This window comes from Vibrio sp. Vb1166 (genome assembly GCF_033338695.1).
Taxonomy (GTDB): Bacteria; Pseudomonadota; Gammaproteobacteria; order Enterobacterales; family Vibrionaceae; genus Vibrio; species Vibrio alginolyticus.
In genome coordinates this window covers 162988-178340 of the sequence record NZ_JAWOTE010000006.1, presented here as the reverse complement: position 1 = coordinate 178340, position 15353 = coordinate 162988, and the positions used below count along the sequence as shown (strand labels likewise).

The 15353-nt window shown below is 45.8% G+C and carries 12 protein-coding genes; 3 read left to right on the top strand and 9 right to left on the bottom strand.

The annotated features are described in order from the left end of the window. Window positions 1-201: 201 nt before the first annotated feature. The 5 genes from R7E51_RS09225 to R7E51_RS09205 form a co-directional block, all read right to left on the bottom strand. Window positions 202-1977 carry an ABC transporter transmembrane domain-containing protein gene (locus R7E51_RS09225; RefSeq protein WP_017820634.1) on the bottom strand — a complete coding sequence of 592 codons (1776 nt, stop codon included), beginning with the start codon at window positions 1975-1977 and terminating at the stop codon, window positions 202-204. A 3-nt stretch (window positions 1978-1980) separates the two neighbouring features. After that, window positions 1981-3720: an ABC transporter transmembrane domain-containing protein gene (locus R7E51_RS09220; RefSeq protein ID WP_017820635.1), complete on the bottom strand. Its 1740-nt coding sequence runs from the start codon at window positions 3718-3720 to the stop codon at window positions 1981-1983. Window positions 3721-3991: 271 nt separating this feature from the next. Further along, a complete protein-coding gene (locus R7E51_RS09215) occupies window positions 3992-4483 on the bottom strand; it encodes a type II secretion system protein (RefSeq protein ID WP_005377704.1) in 492 nt (163 codons plus the stop codon). Window positions 4484-4687: 204 nt separating this feature from the next. Continuing rightward, complete coding sequence (locus tag R7E51_RS09210) at window positions 4688-6031, bottom strand: sodium/glutamate symporter (protein WP_017820636.1); 1344 nt, start codon at window positions 6029-6031, stop codon at window positions 4688-4690. Window positions 6032-6455: 424 nt separating this feature from the next. After that, complete coding sequence (locus R7E51_RS09205; RefSeq protein ID WP_017820637.1) at window positions 6456-7334, bottom strand: LysR family transcriptional regulator; 879 nt, start codon at window positions 7332-7334, stop codon at window positions 6456-6458. Between the two features lie 103 nt (window positions 7335-7437). On the opposite strand from R7E51_RS09205, the gene R7E51_RS09200 reads away from it, so the two are divergent. Both R7E51_RS09200 and R7E51_RS09195 read left to right on the top strand, forming a co-directional pair. Then, window positions 7438-7725, top strand: a complete 288-nt coding sequence (locus R7E51_RS09200) for a putative quinol monooxygenase (protein ID WP_017820638.1) — start codon at window positions 7438-7440, stop codon at window positions 7723-7725. 11 nt (window positions 7726-7736) lie between these two features. Beyond that, the gene (locus tag R7E51_RS09195; RefSeq protein ID WP_017820639.1) at window positions 7737-8714 is read left to right on the top strand and encodes a Gfo/Idh/MocA family protein; all 978 of its coding nucleotides are present in this window, start codon (window positions 7737-7739) and stop codon (window positions 8712-8714) included. Between the two features lie 83 nt (window positions 8715-8797). Here R7E51_RS09195 and R7E51_RS09190 read toward each other — a convergent pair whose 3' ends face one another. Beyond that, window positions 8798-9484, bottom strand: a complete 687-nt coding sequence (locus R7E51_RS09190; protein ID WP_017820640.1) for a DNA-3-methyladenine glycosylase I — start codon at window positions 9482-9484, stop codon at window positions 8798-8800. A gap of 86 nt (window positions 9485-9570) precedes the next feature. On the opposite strand from R7E51_RS09190, the gene R7E51_RS09185 reads away from it, so the two are divergent. Next, window positions 9571-9765 carry a hypothetical protein gene (locus R7E51_RS09185; protein WP_005377692.1) on the top strand — a complete coding sequence of 65 codons (195 nt, stop codon included), beginning with the start codon at window positions 9571-9573 and terminating at the stop codon, window positions 9763-9765. 85 nt (window positions 9766-9850) lie between these two features. On the opposite strand, the gene R7E51_RS09180 is transcribed toward R7E51_RS09185, so the two are convergent. The 3 genes from R7E51_RS09180 to R7E51_RS09170 are packed head-to-tail and all read right to left on the bottom strand — an operon-like array spanning window position 9851 to window position 15329. Next, window positions 9851-12676, bottom strand: coding sequence for an Hsp70 family protein (locus tag R7E51_RS09180; protein WP_017820641.1), 2826 nt, complete (start codon window positions 12674-12676; stop codon window positions 9851-9853). 56 nt (window positions 12677-12732) lie between these two features. Next, window positions 12733-14697, bottom strand: coding sequence for an Hsp70 family protein (locus R7E51_RS09175; protein ID WP_017820642.1), 1965 nt, complete (start codon window positions 14695-14697; stop codon window positions 12733-12735). Further along, window positions 14697-15329 carry a DUF2760 domain-containing protein gene (locus R7E51_RS09170; protein WP_005389474.1) on the bottom strand — a complete coding sequence of 211 codons (633 nt, stop codon included), beginning with the start codon at window positions 15327-15329 and terminating at the stop codon, window positions 14697-14699. Before R7E51_RS09170 ends, R7E51_RS09175 begins: the two co-directional genes overlap by 1 nt. Window positions 15330-15353: the final 24 nt, after the last annotated feature.

Here is a 15353-nt window from a genome sequence, read left to right as displayed (position 1 = left end):
CCAATGCCACAGGCAGTAGACTTAAGTACCGTACGATTTTACAACGACCTTGCGTGATATAGCGAGGGGTTATGTCAATAATAGGTAAGAAATAGAAAATTAGTTCACATTATGAAGAAATTGGAAGCTTACAAGGCTAAATTTTGAAGTTACACCAATTATGCCCATGCCGACTAAATATAAGAAGGCACGGGCATAAAATCACACCGCTTCTTCGAGTTGCTTGGTGTCTTCTTCAATCTGTTGTAGGTGTCGGTTTGCTTGCTGTAACTGATACATTTGAGCATAACGACCATTTTGCGTTAAGAGTGCTTTGTGTGTGCCTTTCTCGACTAACTCCCCATGATGAAGAACAATGATTTGGTCTGCATCTAGGATAGTTGACAGCCGATGAGCAATAACAACGAGCGTCATGTCTTGTCTGAGTACCGCCAAGCTCTTTTGGATTAAAGCCTCTGTTCCTGAGTCAATATTTGCGGTTGCTTCATCTAATATCAATATCTTAGGTTTTACCACAAGCACACGTGCTAACGCCAAAAGCTGTTTCTGACCCGCAGATAAATTAGTTTCGCCTTGACCTAACTGCGTGTCTAGCCCGTTAGGGTAACGATGAATTTGTTCTGCCAAACCTACCTTGTCTAACGCATCCCATATTTGATTGTCATCAACCGCCCGACTGAGAGAGATGTTTTCTCTGACTGAAGCAGGGAGAATATGTGGATCTTGTTGGACCATTGCCACATCTTTGCGAAGTACGTCTTTCCCTAATGTTTTAAGTGGACGACCATCTATGAGCAGTTCGCCACATTGCGTTGGATAAAAGCCCATTAACAGTGACGCTAATGTGCTTTTACCGCTTCCTGTATGCCCGACAAGCGCGATAAAGTCTTGGTGGTTGGCCTTCAACGAAATGTCTTTTAGGACGTCCTGTTTACCATCGTAGCTAAATGTGAGATCTCTAAGTTCGATAGCACCTGACCTTAATGGTTGATGATTGTCCCCGTAAGTTTGTTCTTTCGCGTCAATTAATTCAAAAACACGTTCGCTTGATACTAACGCTTGCTGAAGTAGAGCAAGTTGCTGAGTCATCTCAATTAGTGGTTCAGTAACTCGCGCAAGATAACTGATAAATGCATACAGTACCCCCACACCAATCAACTCAATACCATTAAAACCAAAGATCGCAACCAAGCAAAGCAACGCAAGACCAGCGAGTAAGTCCATTAATGGTCTTAGCAGATAGCCGTTTAGCCGAATCACTCGTTTAGATGCCACCAGATGCTCTGCGGTTAGCTCGTTGAACTGTTTATTAAAACGCTCTTCTTGTTGCATTAATTGAATGACACTCATCCCTTGAATGGATTCACTCAGATTCGCATTTATATCGGTCAATAGGTCACGCATCTTTCGGTAGCTTTCTGTACTTAGCTGCTTAAACAAGTACATAAAGCCGATGACGATCGGCAGCAATACAAGCACAACGAGTGTGAGCTTCCAGCTCATGAAAAACATAACGCCAAGCATTACGACAATCATGACCACGTTTTTCACCACGGTCGCGATCAAAAGCTCATAAAATTGCTGTAAAGATTCCGTATCGTTGGTGATTCGCGACACCAATTTTCCAGCAGGAGTGTAATCAAACGCAGATAACGGCTGCTTAATCACGCCAGAAAATACTTGCTTACGAATCGCTTTGATCGTGTTAGCCGCGACAATGCTAAATTGCAATGACTGAAAATACTGGAATGTTGCCGATACGATCTGAAGAGCGATATAACCTACTGCTAGCGAAATCAGAACACTTTGTGAATAGTCACCTTTAGCGATGTGCTCATCAATGAAATATTGAATCAACCAAGGGCCGCCGGCGCTAGCTAACGCTGCAATAAACAGCAAGGCGAGTCCTTTAATCATTGGCTTTGGTTGAGATAATGGGTAAGACATTAACCGTTTAAACGTGCTGGTCTGGTTCATTCATTATTCCTCCATCGCCTGCTCTAGTTTCTGATACTCGAACATCTCGGCGTACCAGCCTTTATGCGCTAATAACGCGCTATGTTGCCCACGTTCAGTAATGTGTCCGTGATTCAATACAATGATCTCGTCTGCTGCTTCCAAAGCGGTGAGGCGGTGCGCAATAACGATTAGGGCCTGATTACGGTAGTATGTTTCCAAATTCTTAAGGATTTGATGTTCGGTCCGTCCATCAACAGCGGAAAGTGCATCGTCCAAAACCAACACTTGAGCATTCAGCAGCATAGCGCGTGCTATCGCAATACGTTGTTTTTGCCCGCCGGAGAGTGTAATGCCTTTTTCACCAACTTCTGTTTGATAGCCTTCAGGAAACTTTTCAATATCGTCATGTATACAGGCTAACTTTGCTGCTCTATAGACTTCTTCTTTCTCTGCATTAGGGTTGCCTAAGGCAATATTTTCGAAGATAGATTTGGAGAATAGAAACGGACTTTGGTTAACGACAGCAAAACGGTTGCGCCACTGCGGTAGTAGGGCATCCTTGATCTCGACATCCCCGAATTTAATTGAGCCGTTTTCTAAATCATGTTGACGCAAAAGTAGTGTTAACAGGGTCGATTTTCCGCTTCCTACCGGCCCTGCAACTCCCAACATTTTTCCGGGTTCAAGTTCGATGTTTACTTCCGTCAAAGCGGGCGGTAAATCACTAGACCAGTGGAAATCGTCGATATCAATTTTTAACGGAAGTGGTTTATTTTCTATTGGCTTATTACCACTGATAATTTCTGGCTTTTCATCAAAGATCTCTTGTAGTCGGTTCCATGCAGCTGAGCCTCTTTCTAAAATGTTAAATAGGAATGCGAATGCCAGCATCGGCCATATCATCAACCCTAAATACATCGTAAATGCGGTCAGATCACCAAGCGTGATCTCACCTTTATCAACAAGGTAAGCACCAGCAGCGACACTAAGAAGGAAAGAAAGACCGATGGTTAACTGAATTGCCGGGTCAAATCTAGCATCGACTCTTGCAACAGCGATGTTCTTTTCGCCAGTATCATCCACAACCTCTTCAAAACGTTGCTGCTCTTGGTTTTCTAATCCGAAAGCACGCAGCATTCGCACGCCATTAAGTGACTCTTGTGTCATGTCTGACATGGTAGAAAAGGCTTCCTGAGCGACACGAAAGCGTTGATGTAGGATGCGCACAATAAAGAAGATGATGATGGCAAGAAATGGCATTGGAAGAAGCGCCATTACGGTGAGCTTCCAGCTTACTTGCGTTATCATAATGATTAAAACCGCAATACCAGTGATCAAAGAGTCTGCGGCGGTTAAAACCCCTTCGCCGGCTGTCATAACGATATTACGCACATCATTAGTGCCACGAGCCATCAGATCCCCCGTCTTGTAACGTTCAAAAAAACGAGGTGGCTGTGTCGATAAATGCCTATATAGACGGTTACGTAGAATGGTCCCGAGCTCCCAGCTTGCGCCGAAAAGCCAAATTCGCCATAAGATGCGACACCCATAAATGGTAAAGATCAGTACAGTTAACCCTGACAGCCATAGAATCAGCGTATTTGTATCTAAAGTGTTGTCTACGACGCCGTCAACTATGATGCCAACTGCTTTGGGCGGAACAAGCTGTAGTGCTGATATCACAGCGAAAAGCAGAATGGATCCGACATAGTGCCTCCACTTTTGTTGGAAATACCAACGTAGCTGCCAGAATATTCTCATTACGCCTCCCGCTTTAAATTATTGAATTTGTTATAGAACTATTATTGAGCGAAATGATGAGTTTACAAGCACAAGTTATAGGCGGGTTTAAAAACGATAGATTGTTTCAATTATAGCCATGTGTCGGCGCAAATTACTGGTTTTATCTCTATGAGCTAACTGTGCGACGACATTATGTGAAATAGTTGTTAATGGTGGTTTTGGAGCCATGACCTTGCAATAACGATGAAGACACCAAAAGTAAAAGTGTTACTGCCACTCTCTATGGGAATTAGCAATCGTCAGTTTGTATTTTGTATTTCACTTGGCCACCAGGAGTTTCTGGGTAGTAAACTTCGACATAACACATATGTTCTGGACCAACAGGCTTGTTTGCAAAACCAATAAGGAAGTAGGGCTCGTCTGGGCTATCTACCCCATACCAAGTGTTGATAGTGAGTTGCGGATCAAAGCCTGCTAGCTCTTTTGCTGGAATAACATTTTTGATAAATCCAAAGTAACCAATTAGGTCGTTATGGCCGTCATTATCTAGATCAATGTTATATTGTATGCCGCCATCTACTGTCTCTTGAGATTGAATCACTGCTTTGGTGTAGACAAAGTTGTTGGCGGTCATGAGTGCTTCTCTGGCTCCATATAGAACCGCCACTCTGGCATCTTTTTGTAAGCCAAGAAATTTAGGAAATGCAACGACGCTTACAATACCAAGAATGATGATGCACACAATGAGTTCAATAAGAGTAAATCCTTGAGAGCGACGCACAGCCTTTCTCCATGTTTTAGAAACGAATAGGCGGCTATTCTGATATAGAAACTTTCAGGTCAAGTATTAAAAAAGAATGATAGTAAGAGATCGGGATTGCAAATCTCAAATATAAAACAAGTTGCTTATTTTCGAGATGAGGAGTGATTTTGATAAAAACCAAGGAATGAACTCGAGAGGATAAAATCCTCCCGAGTAAAGCGACTAAGATTCGTGTGTCAGAGCACTGCTGTTACGTTTAAAAATGAATCGCCAAACAAATAAGACAATTGCGATGTAACCTAATCCTACACCAAGCGCTTGCCAGTGCATGCCGTTATACATCGCGATTGGCATCAAAGAGATGATGAAGATGTCAGTGATTGAGCCAGGGACATAAGCGATGGCGTAATCATCAAGCACCTTGCTACGCATTTTTGGATCAACAATGCGAAGCAACGCAATACCCATAGCTACCGTACCGGTCAACCAACCCCAAGAGAAGATGCCTTTCTCAAACCAATCTTCACCCATGATTCGCGGCGCTACCCAAAAGATTAGCCATAGTGTGAAGGCGATACCGCCGATTGCAAGTACTACCATCGGCATTAAATACTGGGCTAAGACGGTAATCTTGATGGCTGAGATACCAAAGATAATCAAATAATCGGTACTGATGCCCGCAGCGTGTTTGAATGCACCGTCACAAAGATAGCGTGAAGCTTTCGTTTGTTTCGCGATGATTCGCACAAGCATGCCGCCAAGGAAGCCAGTTACAAACGTCGGGATCTGCACCTTATCGTGGAAAGAAGACAAGTAGTTGGCGGCGACATAAGAGAAAGCGGTTACGACAACCACTAACGCAGCGTGAATCGCGAAAGAATCAACCGACAGGGAAGACATGGTGTCTTTCATTACCGGTTCTTGATCATCAGGCTTAACAAGGCCTTTGCGTTCGTGTTCGTCCATGCTGTCGAAGGTCGTAAAGCTACGAATCCAACCCATCTTCAATGCGAATTGCAGCATGAGCATGCCGACAGAAATCGAGATGAAAATACCCACGGTTGCGAACGTTAAGCCAAGTGTGAAGCCATCTTCCCAGCCAAGCCCCGTGAAGATTTCACCAACAACAGATGCAGAGCCATGTCCGCCCATAAAGCCCGCAGACATTGTCACACCAAAGCCAGGATTAATCTCTGGCCAGAAGAAGGTTGTGAGAACTAGACCAAACATTGCTGCAAACAACCACTGAGAAACAGAAGCGATTTGGTTAAACGCCCACAATGAGCCAGCACGCTGTGCGACGGTTTTAGGTGATGGAACATCCGTTGCCAGACCTAACGCAGAAAAAAGTGCAGCAGTTAATAGGCTTGCGTTAGCGGTAAACGTATCGGTCCAAGGCAGTACGTCTAACAGGGCTGGTCCAAAAATTAGACCGAATAATCCTGCGAGAACCGCCGATGGAATGTACATACGCTGTAATAATGGCGCGTGAACGCGAATGACTTTTGCCAAAATTAATAGTAAGCCAGCGATGGCTAAGTCAGTCAGCATTAGACCTTTAGGCATCTTATCCTCCAGTAAATGCAGTCAAGGGGTAGCGTCCTTGTGACCTACCTTGAATAAAAATCTCTCTCAAGCCAAAAAGCCACATACGTGACTAACAGCGTTGAGAAATCAATGTCGTTTTCATAAGCAAAGGAATGTGCTTATGCAATTTGAAATGAGTGTAAATGTTGTGATTGCACACGAACAGGAAGAGAAATTAGATTAAATTTCTCGATATTTTTTTGATAGTTCACTCAGGAAAGGCGGCAATCCTAGTCACTTTGTTAGAGCAATGCAATTGGTGTGAATCAATAAATTATGCCTAGTTATGGGTGTTTCTGACTAACAACATGAAAAATAAAGACAATTAACAAGCAATAATATTTGTCATATCGACAATAAAAGTTAATTAAATGGTTAAATTGTCGCCGCTTTATGTGGGGCGTTACGGATTCACATGCGAAAGAACAAAATCGACTAAGGTGCGATTTTTAAGGGAAAGCTGTTTTGAACGGTAAAGCAGGTGGATCGGTTTTGGCTTGGGAATGTGTGAATGGAGAATTTCTACCAAGGCGCCAGATTGGATTTCCTGTTCAACTAAGATCTTTGGTTGCAGAAGAACACCAGAGCCTTTTAACGCAGCAAACTTAAGCACATCACCATTGTTAGACGTTAATCGGGTGTTACTGTTTCCAAAGGTATTAGATGGCATGTTCACCACTTGTTGGCTTTCTCCTTGGTGATACTGAAACCCCAAACAATGATGATGTTCAAGGTCATCAAGCGATTGGATAGGGGCATGTTGTTCAAGGTAAGAGGGTGAGGCGCAGTAAGTCATGTGGTATTCACCCAATTTTCTCGCGACTAACGACGAATCGACCAACTCACCGATTCGAATAATCACGTCTGCTTCGCTTCGATATGGGTCAATCAAATTGTTGTCCAACATCAGCTCAACGTTCAAATCGGGAAATTCAGCTAAGAAGTCAGCCACGATAGGAGCAATGACCTTTTTGCCATACGTGACAGGGCAGTTAACTTTTACTGTTCCGGTTGGACGGTTGATCAGCGTCTGGATTAAGTTCTCTGCGTTAGTGATGTCTTCAATAATGCGGTGGCACTCTTGGTAGTAGAGTTTACCGGCTTCGGTTAAGGACTGTTTGCGCGTGGTCCGATGAATCAGCTGTGTACCTAAGCTTTGCTCAAGAAAGCTCACGTGCTTGCCAACCATGGTCGGTGAAATATCAAAGTGGTGTGCAGCATTACGAAAGCTGCCGTGTTCGACCACGTAAGCGAAAACTTTCATGCTTGTTAATTTATCCATTGCACACCCAGAGTTGATAAAGAAATAACTAAAGCAGAGTTTATCAATCAAACGAGGTTAATTACAGTGGGCGTATGATTAAGAATGGAGAAAGAGATCCATCATGAATGAGACGATTTTTGTTACCGCCGAACTGAAAATGAATGCCGATAAGCCAAGACAACAAGTAGTTGAAGCCATTGAACAATTTTGCCTTGATATGCAAAGCGAAGCGGGGTGCTTGCAAGCGAGTGCGACCTACGATTCTAAAGATCCACAACGTGTGATTCTTTGGGAGCGATATGAAAACCGCGCCGCGATTGAAGCGCATTTTGCTATGCCGCATACACAAGCGTTTATTGCGGCTGAAATGGCAGAGTTAGTTCAAGCATTCGAAACCCAAGCTCAATAGGAGAGGCGAACATGAAATGGGGTATTTTAGGCACAAGCTTTATCTCAGGTGTCATGGCTGAGGCAATCCAAGGCGATGACAAGAGTGAACTGTACGCGGTTGCTGGGCGTTCGGAGCAGAACTTAAAGACATTCGCTGAGCAATATGGCATCGAGAATACGTTCAACGATTACGATGCGTTGATTGCCGATGAGCAAGTCGACATTATTTACATCGCATTGCCAAATCACCTTCATCATGACTTTATCGTTAAAGCGGCAGAGCAGGGAAAAGCGATCCTGTGTGAAAAGTCACTGTCGGTAGATATGGAAAAAACCGAGTTGGCCCTAAAAGCAGTCGAAACGCACAAGGTATTCTTTGCTGAGGGTTTGATGTACTTACATCACCCATTGATCAGCGAGTTGGTTTCTGTGCTTAAATCGGGAGAGATTGGTGAACTTCGCTCCATCCACACGTCTTATATTGCGTCGATTGCGCAGTTTGTTAATCCAGACAGTAAAGGTGCTTTGTATAACTTAGGTTGCTACCCAATGTCATTGGTGCATTTGGTGGTGAAAACCATGTTGGGTGAACAAGCCTTTGGAAACCGCTCTATGACGGCGATTGGTCGACGAGGTAACGATGGGAATATCTGTGAATCGAGTTTGATGATGCAATTCGGTGAGCAACAAACGGCGAGCGTACACACCGCCGAAGATCATGGATTGAAACACCAATTCACTATTCTGGGTAGTAAAGGCAGTATTACGTTAGACTCGAATCCATGGCTACCAACGCAAGACAACCAGTTTAGTGTGGAAATTTACGAGACGTCGAAGCGCGAGGTGTCTGTATCGGCAGCTGGAGACGCTTTCTTCTATCAAGTGCGCAATATTCGCCAAGCGGTTGAAGCAGGGCGTACATCGTTAGAGAACCCTTGTGCAACATGGGAAGACTCTCACCGTATTATGCAGCTACTGACTGAGTGGGAATCACTGGCTTCAAAGTAAGTCTGTACTTGAACCAATGAACATAAAAACGGCGCACTAAATCCAATATTTGGTGCGCCGTTTTGTTTTGGGTTCAGTCTCTGTTAAATGCGATTATCGCCGGTGCTGAACGCAATGATTTGGCTGATCTCAGACAGGCTTCTGCCACTTTCTTGCTGCCATTGAACAAACGCTTTGTTGGTTGCATCGAGCGATTTTTTCGTATCTTTGCCACCTTCAATGATCTTGCAATTGCGCAGGTAAGCCTCGACGTCGCTAGACAAGATGAAGGTATCAACGCCCATTTGACGAAGTGTGTAAGGGCCAGTATTTCCGCCTAGGCGATTACCGCGTTTCTTCAAATACGCCCACAGGTCGGTGATTTTATCTTGCGGCCAATCGGCAACCATTTTGCCAAACGAGCCGTATTCGATTTTTGCTTCGTGGATCATACGAGCGTTGGCAGGAATCGACATAACTTTAGTGAGGTGGCGAATGATGCGTTTGTCGGTTGCTTTGGTTTCCCATTGCTCATCTGACAGCATTAATAGCGGCTCAATCTTAAACCCAAAGAACACTTCTTCGAAGTTCGGCCACTTGTTGCGAACCACACTCCACGAAATCCCACTTTGGAATACTTTCATCGAAAAAGCGGCCAGCCAACGGTCGTCGGGAATCGCTGCCAATTCTTCTTTGCTTAGTGGATGAGATAAAAGCGCTTCAAGTTGATCTTCACCACCTTTACGCTCGGCAGCGCGCTGATAAATCGCGTCAAATTTTTCGATACTCATAAAAGAAGTTAGTCCTAGTTTATGTCGATATTTGCGAAACATACTACGCTTAAGTGGCTGAATCGTAAATTGATGGAGTGTCACAAATGAAGAAGGTCACATTAACGTTTGTCGGGGAAGGTTCGGATCGTATTGCGGAAAAATTCTATGCGTGGATGACGGACGGTGGGTTGGAAGACAGCATGATTGAGAATTTATCTGACCGTGAAATCTCAGTGGTCGGCATCAGTGATATGGATAATGAAACGCGTGATGTGGTGATCAATACGGAAATGAATTAACGAGTCGACTTTCGTCAGCAAGCAGAATCAGATAAAACAAAGCCCTTCACGAGAAGGGCTTTGTTGCGTTTATGAGCATGGGAGCTTAGTTATTTACCAGCGTCAGACCGCTTGGCAGTGCATCACCGAAGATACGCTTCGATTCGCTCTCAGATAGCTCTTTGACTTCTTCAACCAATGATACCCAAGATTCAGGTACCTTGCTTTGCTTCAACTTAGCCAGTACCTGCTCACGGTAGTCGTCTGAGATATCGAATAGGCGGTCGCCTGTCTTACGACAAATCATTACGGCTGCGAAAGCGATCATTGGCTCTTTCTGCCAGTTCTGCTCTAACAGCTTAGGCAACCACTGTTCCGCTTGTTCACGAGGAACGACGTTATGCTGACTGCCATATAAAGGCGTACGTGATGCCAAGCGACCCATTGCCCACCAGTGTGCTTGTTCGAACTGGTTATGGTTGATGGCTTTGCTCAAGAACCACGTAGCCAATAGAACTTTGTCTTCGACTTCTAGATGCTCTAGAGAGGCAGACAAGCGAACCATCGACTCGTAACCCATGTCTTGCGCTGCTTTGGCGGATTGTGGGTTTTTCATCGCGCCAGGGTGTAGGTATTTCGCGATGTCCGCCAAGATGGTCTCTTGCTGCTCTTGGCTTAAACCACCGGCAATGCGACGCCAGAATACCCACCAGTCAGTCCAACCTTGATGGTTCTTAAACTGAATGTTTTGCTGGTAGAGACCCCAAACTTGCTCAATGCGCCATGAGTCGGTTGGATCGCCAAAGCCCGGACGCAGTGCAAAACCTGCCAAACGAAGCCAGTTTTTCTCGTGTTGTTCAGAACGACGGCGACGCTTACGACCTTGTGCAAAGGTATCGAACAGTTGACGTAGGGTAGTGAAATCCCATTCATCACGTTTGCCCAGTTTCTTCTCAAGATCTTTGGCTAAGGTTTTGATCTCTTTACTTTCCGCGCTTTTCTTATTACCGCTGTAAAGGCGAGCGATCAGCTCCTTACATTCGTTCAGTTTAGGGTGAAGCTTAACTTGCTCGCTGTCATCGGTTTGCTTATTACGAACTTCGAATTCTAGCTCCCAACGTTTGCTATCGTCTTCTGCGCTGACACATTCCATCTTAAGTGTGCCGACTTCAGTCAACTGACACGCCAGTTGCACTTCTACACGCTCTTTCTGGTTGGCTTGTAGCTCGGCGCCTTCACCTTCAAGGGTGGTGATATAAGGCGGAAGAGGAGCAAACAAGTCCGGATCAACGTCAACCATCACACCGTTTTGAATAGCGGTGTTATTGGTTAAGGTGTCGTGGGTAGAAGTCAGCAGGTTAAAGCGAACGGGTTCACCTAGGGTAAGCGAGAAGCGACGACCACTTAAGCGGATCTCGTGTCCTTCTTCTGTACCTTTTGCAAGTAAACAAAGCGCTTTGCCCATCTTGTTCTTTTCTTGAAGATGCAAGAAGTAAGAACGCGCTGCACCACCACCAATTTTTAGCTGTGCACCACGACGTGCTTTACCAAACGCAACAGCACCTAGTGCAACAGACCAATCTGGATGTGGGTTGTCTAATACCGTAACCGGAGCGCCGCGCCAATCGGACAGTAGGGTAGTGACTCGCTCAGTCACAAGTTCACTATTGAACACACCACCGTTAAGTAGCAAACCGACTGGCATGGCATTTTGTTTGTCGTCTTCAATGCCAAGAGCGGCACGAGCAACTTGCTGATGCTGAGTTAAGAACTCGGCTACGTGTTTGCTCACCGCTGGGTCAGCAACGTATGGAAGACCAAACTCGACAACCGCGCTGCGACGTTTGTCTGGTACTTCACTGAAATCAGAAAGCGGGAAGAAGCCATCTAAAGCGATTTGGTGCACTTCTTGTTTGCTCAGCCCAATACTCTTTGTTCCGCCAAGAAGTTTCGAGCCGCTGCCCAGCATGGTGATTTTCACTTCTTCAGGTGCATTCGCTGAAAGCAGGTTTTCTTTCGCTTTACGCGTTTGCTGAATCAACTTAGTCAGGCTTGCGGCAGTGAGCTTCTTACTTTGTTCCCCTTTATTTTGAGAAAGGCGGCTCTCCGCAAGGTGTGCTAATGCTAAATCGAGGTTATCACCACCAAGCATCAAGTGTTCGCCAACGCCAATACGATCAAGGGCTAGTTCATCTTGAGAAGAGAAACTGGCTTCAATCAAGCTTAAGTCGGTAGTACCACCGCCCACATCACACACCAGAATCAGCGGTAACTCTTTGAGTTCATCAGCTGCGGTTTGCTGGTGGCGTGCGTACCAGTCGTAACATACGGCTTGTGGTTCTTCGAGCAGGACGATTTTTTTCAAACCTGCCAACTCAGCGGCTTCAAGCGTGAGCTTACGAGCGGTTTCATCGAACGACGCTGGAACGGTCACAACCACATCTTGGTCTTCTAACTTATTGCTAGGATGACGGTAGTTCCATGCTTGACGAATATGGTTGAGGTAGCTTGCGCTGGCAATGACGGGAGAAACTTTATCTACGTCTTGCGCACCAGCCCAAGGAAGAATGTCTGAGCTACGATCCACGGCTTGGTGAGATAGCCAGCTTTTTGCACTGGATACCTGACGTCCTTCCACCTTAGCGCCTAACTCACGAGCCCATTCACCCACGATCACATTACTAATGTCACCAGAGACAGGTTCGTTTTCCCAAGGGAGTGTTAGGTCAGAAGGGGAGATTTGACCAACCGCAGGGTGATAGCGGAAAGAGGGCAGCAATGGTTTACGAACCACTTCACCCGGACCAATCAATTGGTCGATGTCGAATAGGGATACTTCGGATTGTTCAAGGTTGTCGGTAATTTCACAATACGCCACCACAGTGTTTGTGGTGCCAAGGTCAATACCAACAAGAAAACGAGGAGATGCCATACAAACCTTCGTGTATTTAAAAACGGCACCCGATTGGATGCCGTTTGATTTTCTATTTATTCTTCTTCGTTTGAGTTGCTTTTCGCGTCTTCGCGCACATCGAACTCAACATGCCATTTTTGACCGTTATCAGCGGCAATGGCTTCTAAGTAAAGCGTACCAAGCTCTGTCACGCGAGAAGCTAGGGTTACCGGAACCACTTCACCTTCACGGCGACCTTCAGATACAGGCAGCGTTACTTGGATTTCTGGTAGCTCTTCAAGCTCTTCTGGTGCCCAGTAGTCTAGGTGAGTACCCGCTAGGTCATCACGACGAACGGTTGAGCCGAAGAATTGGAAGTTAACCGGCTGACCGATGATCAAACCAAACTCTTGGCTTGGTACGTCAACGCTTGAACCTTCTTCCATACCAAATGGTGCAACACAAAGTGCTTCCATTGGAGGCGCCATGCCCGGAATCGCTGGCATCGCACTTTCGATACCCACGTAGTACGCCGAAGCAATACCACCGCGGATACGAACGCCTTGACCACGACGCACAGAGCCGTAGTAAGCCGCTCCGCTAGCAACTGCAAGGTCTAGATCCACACCTGTTAGGCGTTTTGCCATTTCAGCATCTGCTTCAATTAGCCATTCGTTGATCGTGTCTTCTAGACGAGTTGCTAGAAGTTTCGATTTCAGAACACCACCGTTGAATAGGATTGCTGTTGGCTTGATGAAGTCAGCTGATTGGGCTGCATCCGAACCTGGCATACCAGGCATGTTAGCGAATGGGTTGAAATCTTGAGCTGCTGCTTCTGCGCCATTTCCTGAAGCAGAAAGAGCATTGGCTTGCTTAGACAAGAACGCTGCAATGTGACGAGTAATGCCTGCATCTTGTGCGTAAGGCAGACCCATTTGCGTTAGTGCACCACGGTTACGTTGAACAGGGTGATCGGTAATCGCAACTTGAGGGAAGAAACCGTCAACTAATGTTTGTTGTACTTCTTCTTGAGTCAGTTCAGTTTTCAGCGTTGCACCAAGCAGTTTAGAACCGCGACTTGGTACAACGATTGGCACTGACTGAAGCTCGCTGTCGTTCAATAGCGCTTCTTTAGCGTCACGACATGCGTGCGTCATCGCCTGAACTTGCCATGGCTGTAGCTCTTTGCCTTCTTGCGCTAGCTTCATCTTCAAGCGGTACGCAAGTGCAAGGTCCATGTTGTCACCGCCAAGTAGGATATGTTCACCTACCGCGATACGGTTCAGAGTTAGGTTGCCTTCGTCTTCTGTTACTTCAACTAAAGAAAGGTCGGTTGTACCACCACCGATATCGACCACAAGCACGATGTCGCCAACTTCAACTTCGTCGCGCCATTTGTCGTTGCTGTTATCAATCCAGTTGTAAAGCGCAGCTTGAGGCTCTTCTAGAAGCGTTAGGTGCACAAAACCAACGTTGCGTGCAGCTTCGGCTGTCAGGTCTCGAGCCGCAGGATCGAAAGAAGCTGGAACCGTAATGGTAACGTCTTGATCGGCAAGGTTGTGATTTGGATTGGTGTGATTCCAAGCGTCTTTTAGGTGCTCTAGGTAAAGCTCTGTCGCGCGAAGAGGGGATACTTTTTCCACTTCTTCTGGGCTACCTGCTGGTAAGAAGGCATCACGACGATTCACACCAGCGTGGCAAAGCCAAGATTTCGCACTTGCAACAAGGCGAATCGGTGTTTTTGAACCTAGGTTACGTGCAATAGCACCAACCAGAGCTTTTGGCTCGCTCGACCACGGAAGAACGCGTGATTGCGGGTTCATTTCGTGTTCGTGTGGTTGGTAAAGGAAAGAGCCCAATTGGCTGCGAGTCTCTACCGTGCCCGGCGCAGTAAGTTGCGGGATAGGCATCACTTCAACGCGAGCGTCTTCGTCGTGAGTATCAACAAAAGACATGACGCAGTGTGTTGTACCTAAGTCGATACCAACACTGAATTTAGGCGTCTGTTGAGTTTCAACAGACACTTCTCGAGAATGGTTTTCTTGGTTCATGTGTTCCATTACAGCTCAACCTCAGCTGGAGCGATCACAGATGCGTCGTAGTTCTCAGCCAGTTTAGGCAACGTCATTGATGTTGCCTTCCAACCTTTGTGAACTAGCGTGCCGTTAAATGGCGCGCTGCCTGTTACGTTGCCAGTTAGGCGGATTTCTTGTGGGTTGAAGCCTTCTTCAACCGTAATGCGAGTTTCTTCGTCTTCGTTACGAACGTGCGCTAGCGTCACGTAGTCGTTCAGTACTTTCTGACCGCCAGTGTGGATTACGCGAGCGGCTGCGCCTACTTCTTCATCAGAGAATGACGTTAGGTCTTCTTTTAGGAAGTCAATCAGGCGAGCTTCTTGTTGCATGATAGAAAGCAGCTGCATTGCAGAGTCCGTTGACGCGGTTGCAAGTTTTGATTCAACTTCCACCACTTTTTCGACGACTTTCTCTACTTCCACTACTTTTTCTACTTCAACGATCTTCTCAACTGGTTTCTCAACCTCGACGATTTTCTCGACTGGTTTTTCTACCACTTTCTCGACCACTTTTGATTTGCGCGACACTGCAACTAGAAGAAGCAAAACGCTCGATGCGGTTAGGCCAGCGTGAAGCATATCGAACGTTTGAGGAATTAGGTTCAAATCAATGTTCATGACGTTTTTTCTCTTTCTATTGAT